Origin of the sequence: Pseudoalteromonas rubra, from assembly GCF_005887115.1 — a bacterium.
Taxonomy (GTDB): Bacteria; Pseudomonadota; Gammaproteobacteria; order Enterobacterales; family Alteromonadaceae; genus Pseudoalteromonas; species Pseudoalteromonas rubra_F.
In genome coordinates this window covers 178,680-196,612 of sequence record NZ_PNCJ01000017.1, presented here as the reverse complement: position 1 = coordinate 196,612, position 17,933 = coordinate 178,680, and the positions used below count along the sequence as shown (strand labels likewise).

Below are 17,933 nucleotides of genomic sequence, written 5' to 3'. Positions count from 1 at the left end.
GACGGTAAACAGAACTACATAGTTAAATACTGTCTAGACAGCGTGCTGCGTCTGCGCACGCTGAGCCAATACAAAGTACACCGCAATACCGCCCCAGATAAATGCCAGTCCCAGCCACTGACCTGCCATCACCACTTCTTTAAAAAGCAGCACCGCAATCAACAACATCAGTGTCGGGTTAAGGTACTGAGACAGAGACACAAATGCGCTGCTGAGATGTTTCACAGAAAAGTTATAAAGTAACAAAGGCAATGTGGTTACCACCCCCAGTATGCACAGCTTCACTATGTCGCCCTGCTGCAACTGATGCGATAAACCGCTGCCCGACGCAGTATAGTGCGACCACGCCAGATATAATAATGCCGGTAGTGCTGCACACACATGCTCCGCCGCCAGAACCACTACCGCAGGTTCCTGCAAGTACCGCCTGAGCACCACATAAAGTGCAAACGTTAAGGCGATAATCAGCCCCTGCCAGGGTAGCGCAGCATAAGCTTGCATCTTGATGTACAGCAGCACACCACACAGACACAAGCTCAGACACGCATATTCTTTGAGCTGCAACCCTTCTCTATTAACCAGCTTGAGTAACAGCAAAGTCAGGACCGGTGCCAGATAATATCCCAGGCTGGCGCTGTTGAGCTGCTCGCTGCTAATGCTGCTGATCACCAGCAACCAGTTGCTGGCAATGAGCAGAGCACTGAGGGCAATTAGCTTAAACCGGGCACGCAGCAATGCAAGCAACGCACTTTGTTGCCCCATCAGAGTCACTAACACCAGACACATCAGCGTCGCCAGGACAATTCTCAGGCTCAGTAACTCAAACAGGGCAATGTGCGTCAGCTGATGAAAAAAAATCGCGGCTGACGCCCACAACAGGTAGGCAAGTAAATTACTTGCCTGCGCGGTTTTGGTGCGCCTCAACATGGCTGCGCACTCACTTGCTGAAACAATACAAAGTCCTGACCACTAGCCACACTCAGTCTGTCACCATTTCCCACCCGTTGAGGCTCGACCTGATGGGCAGCCTCATTATTGAGTATGGCTGCAACCCGGGTGATATCACGACGACAATCCGTCAGCAACTCCTGCACTGAACAGCGCGGCAGCTGCTCCATTAACAGGTTAATCGGTACCAGGCTGTGCAGGCTCAACCCGCGTCCATAGAGTGCCCGGGTCGGGAACTCTCGGTGATAATGAAAGGTGAAGAAATCGCCGTCATGACAGCACAGTGGCAACAGCAGCTGCGGATCAATCACAGGCTCCAGTTCTATCACAGTGGTAAACGCCCCCTGTAAGGCATCTTCTTCCAGCTGCGCAGTAGTGACTACCTCAACCCCTGTGTTAAGGCTATGGATAAGAGTCTGCCTTTGCTGTCTATTATCAGCTAACAAACACACCTGATAGCCAGCTTCGAGTAAGGCATCTGCTACCAAAGTCGTCGACAAACGCTCACGGCCCACCAGCAAAACCCGTCCCTGCTGAACATGTTTGAGTTTTTGCCGTATCAACCAAGCTTTGCTGTAAGGATAAATCAGGTTACCCAGTAGCTTGTCATCGAGTTTCGATGGCGCTTTAATCACATGCTGTTCACTCACCAGAACAAAATCCGCCAGCGCGCCCAGCCGCTGGCTTTCTGCCAGCAAACACCCAAACACCCGATCGCCTATTTTTAACGGGCTCTGACTATCTGCTACATGCACCACTTCACCGATAAACTGACTCAGTGGTACCAGAGCACTTTGCGACAACAGCTGGGGGTATTCACCAGCTAGAATGCGCTGATCCAGCTCCGAGAAACCACATCCGGTCACTTTCACCAGCACTTGTCCGGCAGCCACCACAGGACGCGCAACAACCTGCTGATGTAAGGTCTGATCCTCGCTGTTTAACCGGCTTATTCGCATGACCTTATCACTCAGGCATCGCTCCAGAAAAGCGCTCAGTGCCCGGTTAAACTGCTGCGCATCCTCAACATGCGGACAATGATGACAATCCGCAAAAGTGTGAGCCTGAAACTGAGCTATTTGCTGCTCAAGGCCCGTGACATACTCGCAGTGAATAAAAGGATCTGCAGCACCTGTGATGGCCAGTGACGGGATCTGAGCTTGCTGTAATAACGCAATTTCATCACATAGCGGTCCGCTCTGCAGGCCAGCCAGGATCCCTTCGCGCACACCTGGCTGAGTCAGTTCAACACTGTGCGACACGTTCAGCCACTGCGCCAAAGAAACTTGCTCTTTATTGACGAACAGGCCACACACCTGTTCGACATCCTCATCGCTCAATTCAGAGCGAAAAATGCGCCCCTGAGATGGCTCTTCTTTAAACGCTTGTGCGGCCGTATCGGCTGAAAATGGTGGGGCGCCTACCAGTACGACGCCTTTAATCTGAGGTAAGTGAGGCAAAGCATCCAGTGCCACGTGCCCCCCCAGGCTGTGGCCAATGATGACACATTCATCCAACTGTAAAGCATCGATGAAGGCACGTAATTGCGCCACACACCCAGCAAAACTGTAGGTATCACTTTGATGTGCAGCAGACGATTCTCCATGGCCGAGAAAATCCACAGCCAGACAATGGAAATGCGCACCGAAGTAATTCATCTGAGCGTCAAACGCCGCCGCTTGCGAAGAGTTTCCATGCAAAAATATCAAAGTGGGGCCGCGTCCGGTCGACTCCAGATAACTGATGGTGCCCAAAGAGGTGGTGAGTCTAGCTCGCTTCATGATAAATCTCCTGATATTGTTCAATAAACGCGCTCACCTGACGACTAAATAGCGCATTAATTTGCTGTGCCATCGCCGTTGACATCAGAGGCTCACAGTAAGTGAAGACACAGTTCAACCTGTGTCCAGAGGTTGCCAGGTGACATGCAATACCAACGTTTCCGGCATTGCGATTGGCAAAGTTTGCATACTCCCGAACAACAACGCCGTGTCGGGCGGTATCAAACTGCACCACACCATGGTTTGTCATGGCAAAATCACAACCAAAGCGTGACGGGTTGTCCACACTCTGGCGTAACCGGAGCAAAGATTGCTCATCCATTGGCGGCACATAGCCAAGCTCAGCATCAATCGTTTGTGCTAACTGCTGATCAAATTGACGAGCAAAAGTTGGCCAGTTCGCGCTGCCAGGCATATCCAAAGCACTGACGGCAATCAAACACCCAAGTGCAGAAGCCGCGCTTTTTACTGCGGTGCGCTGCCTGAGTGAGATAGCCATTAACAGGCGTAACTTGCCTGTGCTGTGCACTTGTTTAATGGCCTGCGCCAAAATGTAGGTCAGGACCGTATTGAGCGCACTGCCACTGTGTTTAGCAATCGCTTTCAGTGCAACCAATGCGTCTCGTTCAATGGTTTGTCGGCAAAACCGGGTGTGTCGTTGAGCCGGTTTTGCCTGGGTGATAACGGGCCAACCCATATGAGCTGGCAGGGGCGCTACATTGCCTCGCGCCCGCTCCAGCTGAGATTCAATCGCCGGTGCCAATGCACTGCGCTCGCTGTGTGTCAGGTTGTGATAACAATGCAGTAACTGGTCAAGCAGATAGGCCAGACTGTGGCCATCCACCAGCGCATGGTGGCAAGTCAGTGCAATGTGGCTTATCGCCGTATCCTGCTGCTGGATAAGCAGAACAGAGCATAACTGCCGCTGCGGCTGTAATGGCGTGTTCAACACCGCCTGGATCAACGACTCCAGAGCCTTGTCATGTGCAACTTCCGCCACATCAGGCTCGTGCAGCAGGCCAGTTGCAGGCATCTCTGTAAAAGCATCCTGCTGATTATTCAGTGTCAGCATCAGTGCGGGATTCAGCTGTAACCAGCGTGCCATCGCTTTAGCCAACCGTGTCTCGTCGAGCTGTTGTCCAAGTGTCAGTAAGGACGTGGTCTGGGCATTCCCCTGCACATCGTGCAGGGCTGCCATTTTGCGCTCCAAAGTGCCAAGTGATCTTATTTCATTCATGTTCAGGCACTCTCAGCCAGTAACAGTGTGTCGTTAAGAAAACGGCTGCACTGTAATTCATTGCCACTGAAGGCAATGATCTTATCGGGACGGACCAGCACACACTCGGCCCCAGGATCAAATTGGTGTGCCACCGTTTCTCGTTGGCATACCTGGATCCGAGCCTGTTCACCTGAATACGCCACTTGTTGAGCCAAACGCTCCGCACATGCGCCATCACTGACGAACAAGGTGTATCCCGTTCCCTGGTGCCGATAGCCTTGCAGATCCAGGGGTAAATAAATACGGCCTACGCCTTTGGCTGACTCAGCGGCAGCATAATCGAGCTGATAGCCTGCCGCCGCCTGAACAAATTGGCGAATAAAGGGGCGGTTTTTCTGTTTGGGTGTAAATAAGGCTTCATCATCTGCCGAATGCCGGTCCAGGCGCGCGATCAGGGAAGTATTTTTATCAGTCAGGCGCAGTAACGATTTGGCGTTCTGGCGGCGCTCTGTGTCATAGCTATCTAACAGCACCTCAGGGGCTTCGTCTTTAGCTACCTGAGCCAGCTTCCAGGCCAGGTTATACGCATCACCAATGCCTGTATTCATACCAAAGCCACCGATCGGGCTAAATAAGTGACAGGCATCACCGCAGATAAACACATTGCCACGTCTGAACTGGCTGGTTTCGCGATTATAAAAGGGGGCTGAGGAAATCCAGCTGGGTTCGAAAATCTCCAGATCAGGATCAAGGCGCTGTAAATAGGCCTGGATCAGGTCAAAGTCGATGGTCTGCTTAGGGTCAAACGCCCCGGAAACCTTAATAACAATTCGGTGATAGCCCTCGGTCAGTGGCAGCAAAATAAAGAACCCATCTTCGCTGACCATGTAATAGCTCTGACTGGTGTCACGGTTCCAGCGCACCTTCACATCCGCCAGAACAAAATGCATATCATAATCGTACCCACTGAAGGGTAATTTGAGTAACTCCCGGGTACGACTGCGCGCGCCATCACAACCAACCACATAATCATAGGTCTCTTTATATTCCTGGCCATCTCGGGACAGCGTCACCTGTACCTGATCACCCTGCTGCTGCAAATCGACCAGCGCCGTGCCACGCGCCACCATACAGCCCATTTCGGCCATACGCGCCTGCAATGCTGCTTCGGTATCTGGTTGTGGCAACATCAAAAAGTACGCAAAGCGACTGTTCAGTTGTTTAAAGTCCAGCTTAAACAAACGCTGGCCTTCATAAATTAAGTTTACACTCTGGTTTTGTTTGCCACGTGCAAGCAATTGCTCCGTCACGCCCAAATCATCCAGAATATCTAACGAAGCCGGGTTCACACTCAGCGCTTTAGAACCGGACCCGGCAGCCACACGTGAATCAATCACGGTTGCATTAACGCCTAAACGTTTGAGTTGTAGCGCCAGCACCATACCTGTTGGTCCGGCCCCTACAATTAAGACTTGCTTAACCATTACACATACTCTTTTGTTGAGGGGCACCCAAACCTGGGTGCCGGAACTTTGGATTACAGGTTAGTGCCTGCCAGAATCGCTTCCGGGTAGCGCTCACCCGCGACATTATCGCGAGAAAACAGCTCATCCAGAGACGTGATGATCGAGTCAGACAGGGTGACGTTCTGTGCCGCAAAATTGTCGCGCAGATATTTCACACGTTTGGTGCCTGGGATAACATGGACGTTTTCATGACGGCTCAGTAGCCATGCCAGTGCAACCTGGCCTGTTGAGCAGCCCAGCTCGCGACTGATCTCTTCCACTTTATTGACCAGCGCCAGGTTAGTGTCGATATTTTCTTTCTGGAAGCGAGGGAGTTTGGCGCGGAAATCTGAAGCCACGTCCGCCTGCTCGATTTGTTCTTTACTGATCTGCCCGGTTAAGAAACCACGCCCCAGCGGGCTGTAAGCGATAAACTGCACACCCAAGTCAATACAGGCTGGCAGGATCTCAGTTTCAATATCACGGCTCCACAGTGAATACTCGCTCTGCAGTGCTTCAACCTGGTGTACCTGGTTTGCACGACGCAGCGTATCGGCAGAGACTTCAGACAGACCGATGGCCTTGATCTTACCCTCTTTAACCAGCTCAGCCAGCGCTTCCATAGGCTCTTCGATAGGCACATTCGGGTCACGACGGTGCATATAATAAATGTCCAGCGCTTCGAGGTTCATACGCTTCAGTGACGCCTCGCACGCTGCTTTGACATATTCTTTGCTGTTATCAATGATCAGGTTGTATTTGTCGTTTGGATCGCGGCGAATACCAAATTTTGAGGCAAAGACGATATCATCACGCTTACTACCAATGTCACTGACAAACTGGCCCAGCAATGATTCGTTGTGACCCTGACCATACATATCCGCTGTATCGAAATGGTTATAACCCATATCCAGTGCAGCGTGCAGCGTTTCCAGAGATTGCGCATCATTGCGCTCACCGTAGAACTCACTCATTCCCATGCAGCCCAAGCCAATTGGAGATACCAGTTTGTTTGCTAGTCGTTTAGACATAATTCTCTTCCATTTTAGTTAAGTTAAATTGTGTTCAATTACATTACCTGGATGCCAGAAACAGCCTCCCCGCGACGGGGCACTTATTTCTGGTTATCCTGCTGTAGTTATCCAGTTGCGTTTATTGTTGATTAAAATTAGAGGCAGACGTACTGCCTGAACGTACAGTTCTGATCAGAAACTGTGGTGAATACTTCATACCCGGCGTCCCGATTCGCGACCAGGGTTGGCGCTGGCGGATCTACCAGAAACCCTTTATTAACAGCACTTAACATAGGAAAGTCACTGAGGTCATCACCAAAAGCCAGACAGTTTTCGGCAGAGATCTGGTGCTGACGTAAAAACTGCGCAATAAAATGTGCCTTCCCCTGACCTATGCTCGGCAGGTCATCCAGCTCGCCTGTATAGCGTCCATTTTTTTGCTGTTGAGGCGCGCACAACACATCACTGACCTGCCACACTGCCGCAAAAGGTGCCAGCAGGTGATACCCGGATCCGGAAACCAAAATGATGTTATATCCGGCTTGCTGTAATGCCTTCAGTGCAGCCAGCGGAGCCGACTTAGTGTAGGCATCAGGCGCTGGTAAAGTGGTAAACCACAGTTGTGCTGCATCAGCAAACGCACTGACTTCAACCCCCTCAAACAAGGTGTAGTAAAAGCGATTGATTTCACTGCGTGGACGCTGCGCTGCAAATAAGCGATCCAAGCGCTCGCGCCAGGCCCCGAACCGCTCAACCGGAACCAAAAGCGCTTTGTCCTGTAAAAAATCGGCGAATGAAAACATACTTTTCAGGTCGATAAGCGTGTTATCGACGTCAAAGAACGCGCAGGGTCTCTGCGCGATAACATTAGGCTGCCACATCACAGACGGCTCCTTGCTCAGCCAATGCCGTTTGCAGGTGTTCCACTGCCTGCTTGGCCATGCTGCCTTCTTTGCGTGACAAGAATTTCTCAGGGTAGGTACTGAACTTGGTCTTCACACGAGCACAATCCTGACCGTTTTGCGATAAGGTCATCTCTACATCGAAGCACAAAGTGCCGCGCCCTTTGTCGGTGAAGCTCAAAATGCGATATTCCAGCTCCAGAGGCAGTGGAAATGCAAAGCTCAGATATTCACTATCCAGCGAGTTAATCACGAAGTAACTTTTTTCAGCATCGGCCAGGAAATAGCGTTCGGTAATAGCCAAAAACGCCTGACGTGCAGATTCTGTCAGCACCATGCCCTGAATATGGTGCCCGGTGACATGGTCACCCATTTCATCGCAGGCATCGTCGATATAAATAGGCAGACGGTATACATTGTCTTCAATTTGTTGCGGTTCCCCTAACATACCGTTGCGTTTTTGATGTTTATGGGTTTCCTGTTTATTCAGCTTATTAAAGGAAGGAGTTGCAAACGCTGCTGCCATGCCTTTTTCCTCTGCCAAATTAAGTAGCGTCTGGTAAGCATCCGCACAAATCCCCTGACCTAATACAAACTGGGTGGTCGAGAGCTGTTCATCATTTGTTTCCAGCATAGTGCGTGCTTGTTCATAAGTGGTAACGCCCGGGTTTTGTGCAAAGTTAGTGAACTTATTCCCGACCAGTACTTGGGTTTGCTTAACTGTTTTCATGATTATCTCCGTTGATGTTGGTTTATTAAGCCCGCGGCAATATTGTTGTTGCTGTCTGCCGCTTTGGTGTCTCCCATTAAAATCAACAATCGCCATGAAATATATTTCACAACCCAACACGCTGTTTCAGGTACACCGTGAAATGGCGCGATAAGCAAAGAAATACCCTGAAATAGTCTGAAATAAAGTTCCGGGTCAGACTGGTAAGCAAGTCAACACCACGTTGACAACCAACAATAACGAACTCAACTTCCACACTAAGGAACAAAGACAATGAATAAATTTCTGACTCTGGTAGCAACCACCGCACTGACTTTTGGTACAACCAACGCAATGGCGCAGGACGATGACTGGCAGGACAATGAGATGGCTTACCAGCAAGCACAAGATGCGCCGCCATTTAACATTAAACGAATTCTCAGAAATAAAACCTTTTTACGCAGCCTCAATAAACAACATGCATATTTTGAGGGCAGTCAGATTGTGCGACGTTTTTTCCTGTGTATTCCGGAAGCCTCTAACTTTAAGGAGGATTATGTACGGGTTGATGAAGTCAAAGCCTGTTTTAATGACATTGTCAGCCCGGCGATTGAGCTGGATCTCAATGGCAGTCTGTCCACCGGGATTGATTCCACCATACAGATCGCAACAGAAGGCCTGGCACAACTAAGACAAAATGCGTCTTTTTCGCCGACTTCTTTCTATATCAGCCATTATGAAGAAGGTAACCGCCCAGGTACTGGCAGAATGGAGTTGAACTTTAATGTGCTGGTTCATCAGGAAATTGTACAGTCCACAGATGTTGAGCTGCCGTTTGAACCACTGCTAGGGCCGCAGCTGTTCGTCAGCAATAACACCTTAGGCGTGATTGCCACTAAACCGGGCGAGTGGAAGATTGATTTGCTAAAAGTGCGCTCCATTTTCACTGAGCAACGCCCGGATATCAGTTACCAAAATCCATTCCCTAACTATCCGATCAACTAATTGGGTGCATCCGCGTCATCGCGGGTGAACTTCCATCTCCAATGTGGTCCCAAGCCCAAAAGACTGGCCTCGCGCCAGTCTTTTTATTGTTCGATTACGCCGCTTTGACACCGGTAATTTTATATAACCACTTTCTGGGCATGGTGAACTGACGTTTGATCAGCGCATTCATCAGCTTCAGAAATAGTTTTGGACGTTTACCTAAGGTCGCAAGCACCCCTTCCAACGCTGTGATGCAACGGGTGATCTCATCATGAGACACGGTCAGTGGCGGGTAAAACCTCAGCACAGGATGCGTTGCCTTTTCATTCATGGAGTGACCCAAATGAATGTTGTGACGTCCCATCATCATAGTAATCGCCGTTTCAACCGCCGGACTGGCGCACTTTAACCCAGTCATCAGACCAACCCCGGGCACATCTAATACCAGTTCAGGATATTTAGCAGCGACCCGGCGCATCTCGCTAAGCAGATATTCACCCTGCTTTTGCGCTCGCGCCACCAATTGCTTCTGCTCGATAAAATCCAGTGCTGCCAGAGCGGCACTGCTACTATAGGGGTGGCCCCCGGCAGTCGCGAAGAAAGCTTCATCCACTTGAATGTCATTGCGTAGTCGCCTGTCCAGACGCTCGGAGAAAACCGCAACGGCAATCGCTGCATGTCCACCGGTCAAACCTTTAGACAGGATCACAATATCCGGCTCCACTTGGTCATAGTCAATCCCAAACATTTTGCCGCAACGGCCAAACGCGGTCTGGATCTCATCAGCAACCAGGTAAGTGCCATACTCCCGGCACAGGCTTTCCACTTGTTTCAGATAACCGAGCTGAGGCACCTGCAGGTAAGGCCCCCCCAGAATGGGTTCAATGAAAACGGCTGCGGCGCCTCCCGCAATGGCTTCACGCATTTGTGCAATGTTGCCAAAATCAACATATACGACGTTATCTGCCAGCTTACCAAATGGCAATCGATGACCACGCTGGCCAAGGATATTAAGCGCTCCCAAAGTTTTGCCATGGTAACTATTACGGGCTACCACGATCCGATCGCTGCTCGGATGAGCGGTGATCACCGCACGCATAGACAATTCACTGGCCTCGGCACCCGAATTACAGTAATAGCTACGATTCAGGTCGCCCGGCAGCATCTCTGCCAGACGCTGTGACAAACGCTGTGTTTGCTGGTCTTCCACCCCGACGGCACCAATGGATACTTGCTCCAGTTGCGCTGTCACCGCAGCCTGGATTTCAGGCTGGGTATGACCGACGATGAATACACCGTAACTACAGGCAAAGTCGAGGAACTCATTCCCAAGATGATCGCGGATCACTGTATTGTGCGCGGTTTGTTCCATAGTACGACGGCTCACTCGATACAGGCTTGCAGCTGTCGGGTTCCAGTGTTGATCTAAAGTCTCTACTGTTTGTTGCAGATCCATTATGCTGCCTCCTTGACGTTAATTTGCTTGATGAGTTTACTTAATGTGGTGCAGGCCTGTGCTAGTTCACTGTCGCTGATCATCAAAGGCGGAGTCAGATGTAGTTCTTGCCCCCGTGTAGCAACCAGTAACCCGGCTTCACTGAGCGCTTGCTTCATCGCATCCGCTTGTGCAGCATTTTTCAGCGTAACATGCACCAGGCTCCCCGCCTGCTTACAGTTTGCCTGTCCGCCTATGCTGCTCACCAATTGCGCACCAACCTGAGTTTGCCTGTTCGCAATCCCCTGAGACTCCAACGCAAGTAGTGCCTGTAATGCCGCCACACAACTGGCCGGGTTCCCGCCAGTCGTGCTGCCATGCAGCGATGGGTTTTGCTTGCCGTAGACCAAATCATTCAGTGCCTTGTGTGTGACATATCCACCCACCGGCACACACCCTGCATTCAGAGCACCACCAATGACCATCACATCGGGTACCACTGAGGTCAGTTCAGTCGCAAAATTGCGACCGCAACGACCCATGCCCGTATTCACTTCATAGGCAATCATGGTGGCACCTGTACTCTTGGACAGGGTGCGCATGGTCGTCAGGAATTCTTCGCTCAGCGGCAACAGCTGCTGTTGCGTCAATACCGGCTCATAGACCACAGCCAGCGTTTGCGCAGTAATGGCGCTGGCTAACGCCTTACTGTCATTGGCTTCGACAAAGACAGGACGCAATGGCAGATAATCCAGCGACACGCCTGATTGCGAGAAATACTGGCCATAGCTCAGGCAACCTAAATGGCTTCCGGATACCACCACCACCTGATCGCGATCCGGGTTCGCACCCCGGGCCAGCTTCAGCGCACCATCAAAGGACTCTTCCCCAGAGTTACAGATGTAGCTGACAGACAGCTCGCCTGGCACCAGCTGTGCAATTTTGTCCACCAGACTAGCCAATACTGGCGTGATCATTACTCGGTTTGATAATGGCATGGCCTCGACCTGGGCCTTAACCGCCGCGACAATCTCGCGCTGTCCATGACCAAAACCGCCACTGCGTAAGTCAATTGCAGTACTACCGTCATCAAATGTCAAAGTGGCGCCAGAGGCGCTTTGCAGCGTCCGGCTTGTTGTTTTTACTGTCATCATTTGCTCCTTTATGCCGCGACATCGGCAAAGAAATCTTGGGCTATCTTGTCCCGCATCGGACGCCCGGTTACGGTAAAGTAGCGGCGTCTGAGTGACTCACTCAAATGCTGCACCCGCACTTGCTGGATCTGACAATAGGACGGCAGTCTCGAGGCCACCTGTGCCAGGGCAGTCTGGATCTGTGCTTCGTCCATTTCTTGGTTCGTAAACACCACACCTGAAATGCTTTCCTGTGCTTCACCGAACACCACCACATCAGCCACATCATCCAGCTCTTTGTAGGTCGCCTCGACCCACTCAGGGCTGACATTGCGGCCACTGGATAAAATGATGACATTCTTGATCCGACCTTCAATATAGAGGTAACCCTGTTCATCAAAGTGAGCCAGATCACCGGTATGCAAAAACCCTTCGTCATTGAACTCACACGCACTGATATCGCGATTAAGGTAGCCGGCGCACAGACTGGGACTCTTGATAAGCAGTTCACCTTCTTCAATCCGCGCTTCAAGCCCGGGCAATAGCTTGCCAACACTGCCCAGTTTTTTCCCGACGCCAGTGTTAATCGCCACCACCGATGAGTTTTCGCTCAGCCCATAGCCTTCATCGACCTCCAGTCCATACGCTTGCAGGTCAATCAGCAGCTGTGCCGACACTTTTGCCCCACCAGTAACAACGTGCACCTGATTTGAACCGAAGATATCCGCAACACTCATTTCACCACGCTGTAATATGCTGAGAGTCTCCTCAAGCAACTTAGGGGGCAGGTAAAGGACATTGCAGTCGGCATAACGGACACTTTCCAGATATTCACCCGCCATACCGCTTTGGGTACTGAAAGGCCGGATACCACTCGGCAGTAAAGTGCAGGAACCACCGCTGCTAAAGGGCAGATAAATGGCCAGCACCTGCTCAATCAGCAGCGAAAATGGCACCATTGAATAGTAATGCCAGGGACCCAGATGTTGATAAACCTGCGCCAGCGTGTCTATCAGACCACCCAGTCCGGCATCACGGATCAGCACGCCTTTTGGCGCTGACGTTGTGCCCGAGGTATGAATGATTTTAATCACGTCCTGCTGTTGCAGCTGGGATAGTAACTCTGCATTAGGCGCTTTTTCAGTGGCTTTGATCAGGGTGCCATCTGAAAAGATCACACCAACCTGAGGGGCTGCGGCCATGATCCGTTTTGCCACCTGAAAATCATCCACAAAACAGTAGCCAACCGGCTCAAGCAAATGCGCAATTTGCTCGTCACTGAACTCAGTTGGAATTGGAACACTGATTGTTTTGCTCACAATGCAGTGGGTATCCAGCAAAATCCAGTTCGCACTCGGATCTATGGCTATCGCGACAAGATGCTGATCGATGTCTGCCACTTGTGCAGTTAGTCTGGTATTGAGCTGAGCCAGTGCATGACGAAAATCCTGCATCGTCAGCTGCTGTGCACTGCCACATTGCTTAACAACAACCTGCTGCGCCTCTGTATTTTGAAGAAATTGTCCGACAATCTCGGTTAATTTAGCCTGTTTCATGTTCACTCCTATGCCACATAACTGAGCGCGTTGAATAACTCGCGATCGGTGTCGATGATTTCGCGGCGACCGTGCATCACCCGAGTGTTATCGAGTACCACGACATCATGATCCTGCCAGTCAATGTTTTTGGTATGGGCTTCGGTGACCTCATTAATGTGCTGCCAGACAGCTTCATCAATTTTCTGATCATCCCCAAAGGTGATCTTAGGTGGTTCGTAGTTATAGGAAGGACCGAGCAAGCTATTGGCAAACCCTTTAACCTGACTAAACTTAGACTGGCGGATTGCAGGCACAACCAGCTCTGAGTACACCACCCCCTCTTCAAGCAAGGTAAAAGTCTGACCCGGATTATGTGCAGCCAGTTGTTGTAAGTGCTCAAAGGTCACTTGCTCAATACGCTCCAGACCATCCACTTCATTGAGCGTATACTTTTTCCATAATGCTTCCGGTAAATGGCGTGCATATTTGATTTGTCGCTTAGTAAAGTCTTGGTTGTAGGCCGGATCCAGGTCATCCAGCACGCTATAGCCATCGCAGTAAGTTGTTTGAGAGCCTCGTTTCGCCGCTTTTTTACAGTAAAACCACGCGAGATCCGGCAGGTTTGGCGCATTACCATTTTCTAAGTGCAGTCCGACCGGATCAGTTCCGGCATCGACCAGCTGTGCATTGTCAGAAAAATGCTTACGTGCGGGGTCCAGTGTCACTTTGTCGCTGGCACGGGAAACCAGGGCTGAAAATGCATCCAGAGTGGTGTCAAAACCACGGAATAAAACCGCCCCATGGGCTTTCACCAATTCCAGTACATCTTCTCGTGTCAACGCATCCAAGCCCAGTGCAGCATTCGCCTCGACTATTTGGATTTCCCCTTTTTCCCGAGTTTTCAGTGTATATTTCATTACCATCTCCTTTTTGAATTCGATCGGAGATAGCCTAAGGGATTGCCTGACAAGCAATAACTGTCCAACTAAACAGGTAGGTCTCAAAGAGGTGGGAGTTCCAGGCTAAAAGCCCTATACCAATTTCACTTAATACATGTTCAATTTGACGGAGCTAATATGGCGCTAACGGCGTTAAAAATTTCTTATTTAGAACAACTAAATAGCAAAATTTTTGCCTTGTTATCGACCATATTTTCTCGCCTCAAAATAGAACACTTAATTAAGCAAATTGGTATTAATTAACAAACAGGTAGGTATGAGTAAGAAAAGTAGCATGGCAAAAAACAGGCAATAAAAAACCCGGCCGGAGCCGGGTTTTTCGAATCTGAAAGCGAATTACTTGATTTTCGCTTCTTTGAAGATCACGTGCTTACGTACTTTAGGATCGTACTTTTTGATCTCCATTTTTTCAGGCATGTTACGCTTGTTCTTGTCGGTAGTGTAGAAATAACCAGTACCAGCAGTAGAAACTAGACGGATCTTATCACGCATGATTTAAGCTCCTTATACTTTTTCGCCGCGAGCACGGATATCAGTTAATACCGCGTCGATGCCTTTTTTATCGATGATACGCATACCTTTAGTAGTAGTGCGTAGAGTAACAAAGCGCTTTTCGCTTTCAACCCAGAAACGGTGTGTTTGCAGGTTAGGTAGGAAACGACGCTTAGTTGCGTTGCGCGCGTGTGAACGGTTGTTACCAACAACCGGGCGCTTACCTGTAACTTGACAGACTTTAGACATGTCTATATATCTCCAATAACTTCGCTCGAGCTTAATTTCCCCTTAGGCCTTCAAACTGTTTGCCCTGGGTAAAATCAAAGGGCGCTCTTTATACAGTATTTACAGGCAGAGTTCAAGGATCTGATGATATCCTAATCAGCTCATGGGTAAATTTGATAGCGGCCAATTATAATGATCCATGGCCGCTTAGGAAAGTAAAAACTGCATTTAAATTAAACTATTTTTAATTTATGCTAGGAAAGCGGGGTAAAACCAATCAAATAGCGCATAATCGGGCGCTATATCAGCCCTCTTTGTGCAAATGAGAGGCAACAACTGCCTGCCACTATCATGTGATCCAGTACCTGAATATCCACCAGAGCCAGCGCGCGCTGCAACTTATTGGTGATCAACCTGTCAGCTTCACTGGGTTCGGCAACACCTGATGGGTGATTATGGGCAAAGATCAGAGCCGCCGCATTATATTTGAGTGCCGCTTTGACCACTTCTCTAGGGTAGACACTGGCGGCATTGATGGTCCCTGAAAATAAAATTTCATCGCGGATCAGGCGATTCTGATTATCTAAAAACAGCGCCATAAAGACTTCATGATGCAGCCCTTTGAGCTGAATTTTCAGGTAGTCACTGACCGCCTGAGGCGAACCAAACTGCGCATCACGTACCACTTCTTCCAACAAATAACGTCGACTCAGCTCAAGCACGGCTTGTAACTGAACATATTTGGCTTCGCCGACCCCTTTATATTCGCAGAACTCACCCAGGGTGACATTCATCAGATTGTGTAACGAGCCACTTTGTTCGATTAAAGACTGAGCCAGCTCTATCGCATTCATGCCAGCCACACCCGTGCGTAGAAAAATAGCCAGCAATTCGGCATCACTCAGTGATCCCGCGCCACACTTTAATAAACGCTCTCTTGGTCGCTGTGCTTTCGGTATTGCCATCAGTTGCATAATTCCTCCTTGTTAACCAAGTCAATGTGCTGAACAGGGGAGCAAATTGCTCATCATCACGTCACTGTGATGATCTGAGTGTAGACGGGCAGCAGAATAATTCAAAACCACAGGCGGGCTATGCTATCTTAGCGCTAGTTTCAATTTGCAGGGGCCGAGCATGAGCCAAACACACAAGCGTATTCTTCTGGGGATCAGCGGCGGAATCGCCGCCTATAAATGTGCCGAACTGGTACGACGGTTAAAAGATCAGGCCTGTGAAGTCAGAGTCGTGATGACAGAGTCAGCCAAACAATTTATTACCCCGCTGACTATGCAGGCTGTATCCGGCGAGCCCGTTGCAGATTCATTGCTCGACCCGGCAGCGGAAGCCGCCATGGGTCATATTGAATTGGCCAAATGGGCTGACCTGGTCTTGGTTGCCCCGGCCAGCAGCAATATCATCGCCAAGATGGCCAGCGGTATCGCTGATGACCTGCTAACCACCTTATTGCTGGCAACCCCCGCTAAAGTCGCCATTGCGCCAGCTATGAATCAGCAAATGTACGCGCATCTTGCCACCCAAAGTAACCTCGCCACACTGGCAAGCAGAGGTGTTGCAGTATGGGGGCCCGGTCAGGGCGAGCAGGCCTGTGGAGATGTTGGAAAAGGCCGTATGTTGGAGCCTAATGAACTGGTGTCACTGGCACTCAAAACTCTCACCCCCGAAGTGCCGCTGCTGGCTGGTAAAACAGTCACCATCACCGCGGGACCCACACGTGAAGCACTCGATCCGGTGCGCTATATTAGCAACCACAGCTCAGGCAAAATGGGATATGCGTTGGCCGAGGCGGCACTGGCACTGGGTGCCAAAGTCAACCTCATCTCAGGTCCGGTTACGCTCACTCCCCCTCGGGGTTGTGACGTCCATTCAGTGAGCAGTGCATTAGATATGCATCAAGCCGCCCTGGCGCTGGCACCCGGCTCAGATGTGTTTATTGGCTGCGCCGCGGTTGCGGACTATCGTGCTGCCGATATTGCCGAACAAAAAATCAAAAAGCAGGGCGACGAGATGACGCTGACGCTGGTGAAGAACCCCGACATCATCGCCGATGTTGCCGCGCTGACCGCCCAGCGACCCTATACCGTTGGCTTTGCCGCTGAAACTCAGGATGTCGCACAATATGCACAAGGTAAATTGAAAAACAAAGGGTTAGATATGATCTGCGCGAATGATGTGAGCCAGGCAGGGATTGGTTTTAATGCCAATGACAATGCACTTACCCTGTTCTGGGACAAGGAACAACAATCTTTACCGCTGGCAAGCAAGTCAGAGTTAGCGCTTACTGTCGTCAAAGCAATTGCGGGTAAACTTAATTAAGTTCATGTTAAAAGACTGGAAAGAAGCTGAATAAAGCATTAACATGGCCAGATAATTGAGTACAGGGCCCATTGTGCAATCGTTCAGGTGTGCGTAACGACTGCCTGCTCACGGGCCCGCTCCTACTAAAATAACGATAATCATAAAGGAAATCTCATGCCAGCGACTAAACGCAGTAATCGCAAAGAGCAAATACTTCAATCCCTTGCGCAGATGCTTGAAACCAGTCCCGGGCAGCGTATTACCACCGCCAAGCTGGCGACGGAAGTCGGTGTTTCTGAGGCTGCGTTGTATCGTCATTTCCCCAGCAAGGCCCGCATGTTTGAAGGGCTGATCGAATTTATCGAAGATACCTTACTGTCTCGCATTAATTTGATCCTGGAAAATGAGAAAGAAACGCAAAGCCGTGTATACAACATTCTGATGCTGTTACTCACCTTTTCCGAGAAAAACCCGGGGATCACCCGTATTCTGACTGGCGATGCACTGCAGGGTGAACAGGAACGATTACGAGAGCGTGTACAGGGTTTGTTTGAAAAGCTTGAGACGCAGTTCAAGCAAGTACTGCGGGAGCGCAAATTACGCGAAGGCAAAACCTTTGCCAGCGATGAAGCCGCCCTGGCAAACTTTTTCCTGGCCTATGTGGAAGGCAAAATGAACCAGTTTGTTCGCAGTGACTTCAAAGCCAAACCCGCAGCGAACTTCAGCAGTCACTGGCAAGAGCTACAGCGTATCTGGTTGCCATAAGGC

At 50.1% G+C, this 17,933-nt stretch carries 17 protein-coding genes; 3 read left to right on the top strand and 14 right to left on the bottom strand.

From position 1 onward, the window contains the following. Positions 1-33 precede the first annotated feature (33 nt). From CWB98_RS13065 to CWB98_RS13035, 7 genes are all read right to left on the bottom strand, one after another. Entirely contained in the window at positions 34-927 is an 894-nt protein-coding gene (locus CWB98_RS13065; protein ID WP_138545274.1) for an EamA family transporter, read from the bottom strand. Further along, positions 921-2,729, bottom strand: a complete 1,809-nt coding sequence (locus CWB98_RS13060) for an alpha/beta fold hydrolase (RefSeq protein WP_138545273.1) — start codon at positions 2,727-2,729, stop codon at positions 921-923. The genes CWB98_RS13065 and CWB98_RS13060 overlap by 7 nt, the downstream gene beginning before the upstream one ends. Continuing rightward, a complete protein-coding gene (locus CWB98_RS13055) occupies positions 2,716-3,966 on the bottom strand; it encodes a condensation domain-containing protein (protein ID WP_138545272.1) in 1,251 nt (416 codons plus the stop codon). Before CWB98_RS13055 ends, CWB98_RS13060 begins: the two co-directional genes overlap by 14 nt. Before the next feature lie 2 nt (positions 3,967-3,968). Then, on the bottom strand, positions 3,969-5,432 hold the full coding sequence (locus CWB98_RS13050) for an FAD-dependent oxidoreductase (RefSeq protein ID WP_138545271.1): 1,464 nt from the start codon (positions 5,430-5,432) through the stop codon (positions 3,969-3,971). A gap of 53 nt (positions 5,433-5,485) precedes the next feature. Continuing rightward, positions 5,486-6,484, bottom strand: a complete 999-nt coding sequence (locus CWB98_RS13045) for an aldo/keto reductase (protein WP_054014836.1) — start codon at positions 6,482-6,484, stop codon at positions 5,486-5,488. Positions 6,485-6,621: 137 nt separating this feature from the next. Beyond that, positions 6,622-7,347, bottom strand: a complete 726-nt coding sequence (locus CWB98_RS13040; RefSeq protein WP_249364678.1) for an HAD family hydrolase — start codon at positions 7,345-7,347, stop codon at positions 6,622-6,624. Beyond that, a complete protein-coding gene (locus CWB98_RS13035; protein ID WP_171045647.1) occupies positions 7,334-8,098 on the bottom strand; it encodes an AfsA-related hotdog domain-containing protein in 765 nt (254 codons plus the stop codon). The genes CWB98_RS13040 and CWB98_RS13035 overlap by 14 nt, the downstream gene beginning before the upstream one ends. A 273-nt stretch (positions 8,099-8,371) precedes the next feature. Between CWB98_RS13035 and CWB98_RS13030 the strand changes: the two genes are divergently transcribed. Beyond that, positions 8,372-9,082, top strand: coding sequence for a hypothetical protein (locus CWB98_RS13030; protein ID WP_138545268.1), 711 nt, complete (start codon positions 8,372-8,374; stop codon positions 9,080-9,082). 94 nt (positions 9,083-9,176) lie between these two features. Here CWB98_RS13030 and CWB98_RS13025 read toward each other — a convergent pair whose 3' ends face one another. From CWB98_RS13025 to radC, 7 genes are all read right to left on the bottom strand, one after another. Next, the gene (locus tag CWB98_RS13025) at positions 9,177-10,520 is read right to left on the bottom strand and encodes an aspartate aminotransferase family protein (RefSeq protein WP_138545267.1); all 1,344 of its coding nucleotides are present in this window, start codon (positions 10,518-10,520) and stop codon (positions 9,177-9,179) included. Continuing rightward, positions 10,520-11,653 carry an aminotransferase class III-fold pyridoxal phosphate-dependent enzyme gene (locus CWB98_RS13020; RefSeq protein ID WP_138545266.1) on the bottom strand — a complete coding sequence of 378 codons (1,134 nt, stop codon included), beginning with the start codon at positions 11,651-11,653 and terminating at the stop codon, positions 10,520-10,522. Before CWB98_RS13020 ends, CWB98_RS13025 begins: the two co-directional genes overlap by 1 nt. Positions 11,654-11,661: 8 nt before the next feature. Beyond that, complete coding sequence (locus CWB98_RS13015) at positions 11,662-13,188, bottom strand: AMP-binding protein (RefSeq protein ID WP_138545265.1); 1,527 nt, start codon at positions 13,186-13,188, stop codon at positions 11,662-11,664. 8 nt (positions 13,189-13,196) lie between these two features. After that, positions 13,197-14,087 (bottom strand): TauD/TfdA family dioxygenase, encoded by an 891-nt coding sequence (locus CWB98_RS13010; RefSeq protein ID WP_171045646.1) that lies wholly within the window; start codon positions 14,085-14,087, stop codon positions 13,197-13,199. 378 nt (positions 14,088-14,465) lie between these two features. Continuing rightward, positions 14,466-14,621 (bottom strand): 50S ribosomal protein L33, encoded by a 156-nt coding sequence (gene rpmG / locus CWB98_RS13005; protein ID WP_005493124.1) that lies wholly within the window; start codon positions 14,619-14,621, stop codon positions 14,466-14,468. 12 nt (positions 14,622-14,633) lie between these two features. Then, a complete protein-coding gene (gene rpmB / locus CWB98_RS13000; RefSeq protein ID WP_010383680.1) occupies positions 14,634-14,870 on the bottom strand; it encodes a 50S ribosomal protein L28 in 237 nt (78 codons plus the stop codon). Positions 14,871-15,148: 278 nt separating this feature from the next. Next, complete coding sequence (gene radC, locus CWB98_RS12995; protein WP_138545263.1) at positions 15,149-15,823, bottom strand: RadC family protein; 675 nt, start codon at positions 15,821-15,823, stop codon at positions 15,149-15,151. 160 nt (positions 15,824-15,983) lie between these two features. On the opposite strand from radC, the gene coaBC reads away from it, so the two are divergent. Both coaBC and slmA read left to right on the top strand, forming a co-directional pair. Continuing rightward, the gene (coaBC, locus tag CWB98_RS12990; RefSeq protein ID WP_138545262.1) at positions 15,984-17,183 is read left to right on the top strand and encodes a bifunctional phosphopantothenoylcysteine decarboxylase/phosphopantothenate--cysteine ligase CoaBC; all 1,200 of its coding nucleotides are present in this window, start codon (positions 15,984-15,986) and stop codon (positions 17,181-17,183) included. Positions 17,184-17,339: 156 nt separating this feature from the next. Then, a complete protein-coding gene (gene slmA, locus CWB98_RS12985) occupies positions 17,340-17,930 on the top strand; it encodes a nucleoid occlusion factor SlmA (RefSeq protein ID WP_138545261.1) in 591 nt (196 codons plus the stop codon). Positions 17,931-17,933 lie beyond the last annotated feature (3 nt).

Excerpts from the sequence above, each read along its gene's own strand:
- CWB98_RS13065 (WP_138545274.1), bottom strand. The coding sequence starts at position 927 with ATGTTGAGGCGCACCAAAACCGCGCAGGCAAGTAATTTACTTGCCTAC.
- CWB98_RS13060 (WP_138545273.1), bottom strand. The coding sequence starts at position 2,729 with ATGAAGCGAGCTAGACTCACCACCTCTTTGGGCACCATCAGTTATCTG.
- CWB98_RS13055 (WP_138545272.1), bottom strand. The coding sequence starts at position 3,966 with ATGAATGAAATAAGATCACTTGGCACTTTGGAGCGCAAAATGGCAGCC.
- CWB98_RS13050 (WP_138545271.1), bottom strand. The coding sequence starts at position 5,432 with ATGGTTAAGCAAGTCTTAATTGTAGGGGCCGGACCAACAGGTATGGTG.
- CWB98_RS13045 (WP_054014836.1), bottom strand. The coding sequence starts at position 6,484 with ATGTCTAAACGACTAGCAAACAAACTGGTATCTCCAATTGGCTTGGGC.
- CWB98_RS13040 (WP_249364678.1), bottom strand. The coding sequence starts at position 7,347 with ATGTGGCAGCCTAATGTTATCGCGCAGAGACCCTGCGCGTTCTTTGAC.
- CWB98_RS13035 (WP_171045647.1), bottom strand. The coding sequence starts at position 8,098 with ATGAAAACAGTTAAGCAAACCCAAGTACTGGTCGGGAATAAGTTCACT.
- CWB98_RS13030 (WP_138545268.1), top strand. The coding sequence starts at position 8,372 with ATGAATAAATTTCTGACTCTGGTAGCAACCACCGCACTGACTTTTGGT.
- CWB98_RS13025 (WP_138545267.1), bottom strand. The coding sequence starts at position 10,520 with ATGGATCTGCAACAAACAGTAGAGACTTTAGATCAACACTGGAACCCG.
- CWB98_RS13020 (WP_138545266.1), bottom strand. The coding sequence starts at position 11,653 with ATGATGACAGTAAAAACAACAAGCCGGACGCTGCAAAGCGCCTCTGGC.
- CWB98_RS13015 (WP_138545265.1), bottom strand. The coding sequence starts at position 13,188 with ATGAAACAGGCTAAATTAACCGAGATTGTCGGACAATTTCTTCAAAAT.
- CWB98_RS13010 (WP_171045646.1), bottom strand. The coding sequence starts at position 14,087 with ATGAAATATACACTGAAAACTCGGGAAAAAGGGGAAATCCAAATAGTC.
- rpmG (WP_005493124.1), bottom strand. The coding sequence starts at position 14,621 with ATGCGTGATAAGATCCGTCTAGTTTCTACTGCTGGTACTGGTTATTTC.
- rpmB (WP_010383680.1), bottom strand. The coding sequence starts at position 14,870 with ATGTCTAAAGTCTGTCAAGTTACAGGTAAGCGCCCGGTTGTTGGTAAC.
- radC (WP_138545263.1), bottom strand. The coding sequence starts at position 15,823 with ATGCAACTGATGGCAATACCGAAAGCACAGCGACCAAGAGAGCGTTTA.
- coaBC (WP_138545262.1), top strand. The coding sequence starts at position 15,984 with ATGAGCCAAACACACAAGCGTATTCTTCTGGGGATCAGCGGCGGAATC.
- slmA (WP_138545261.1), top strand. The coding sequence starts at position 17,340 with ATGCCAGCGACTAAACGCAGTAATCGCAAAGAGCAAATACTTCAATCC.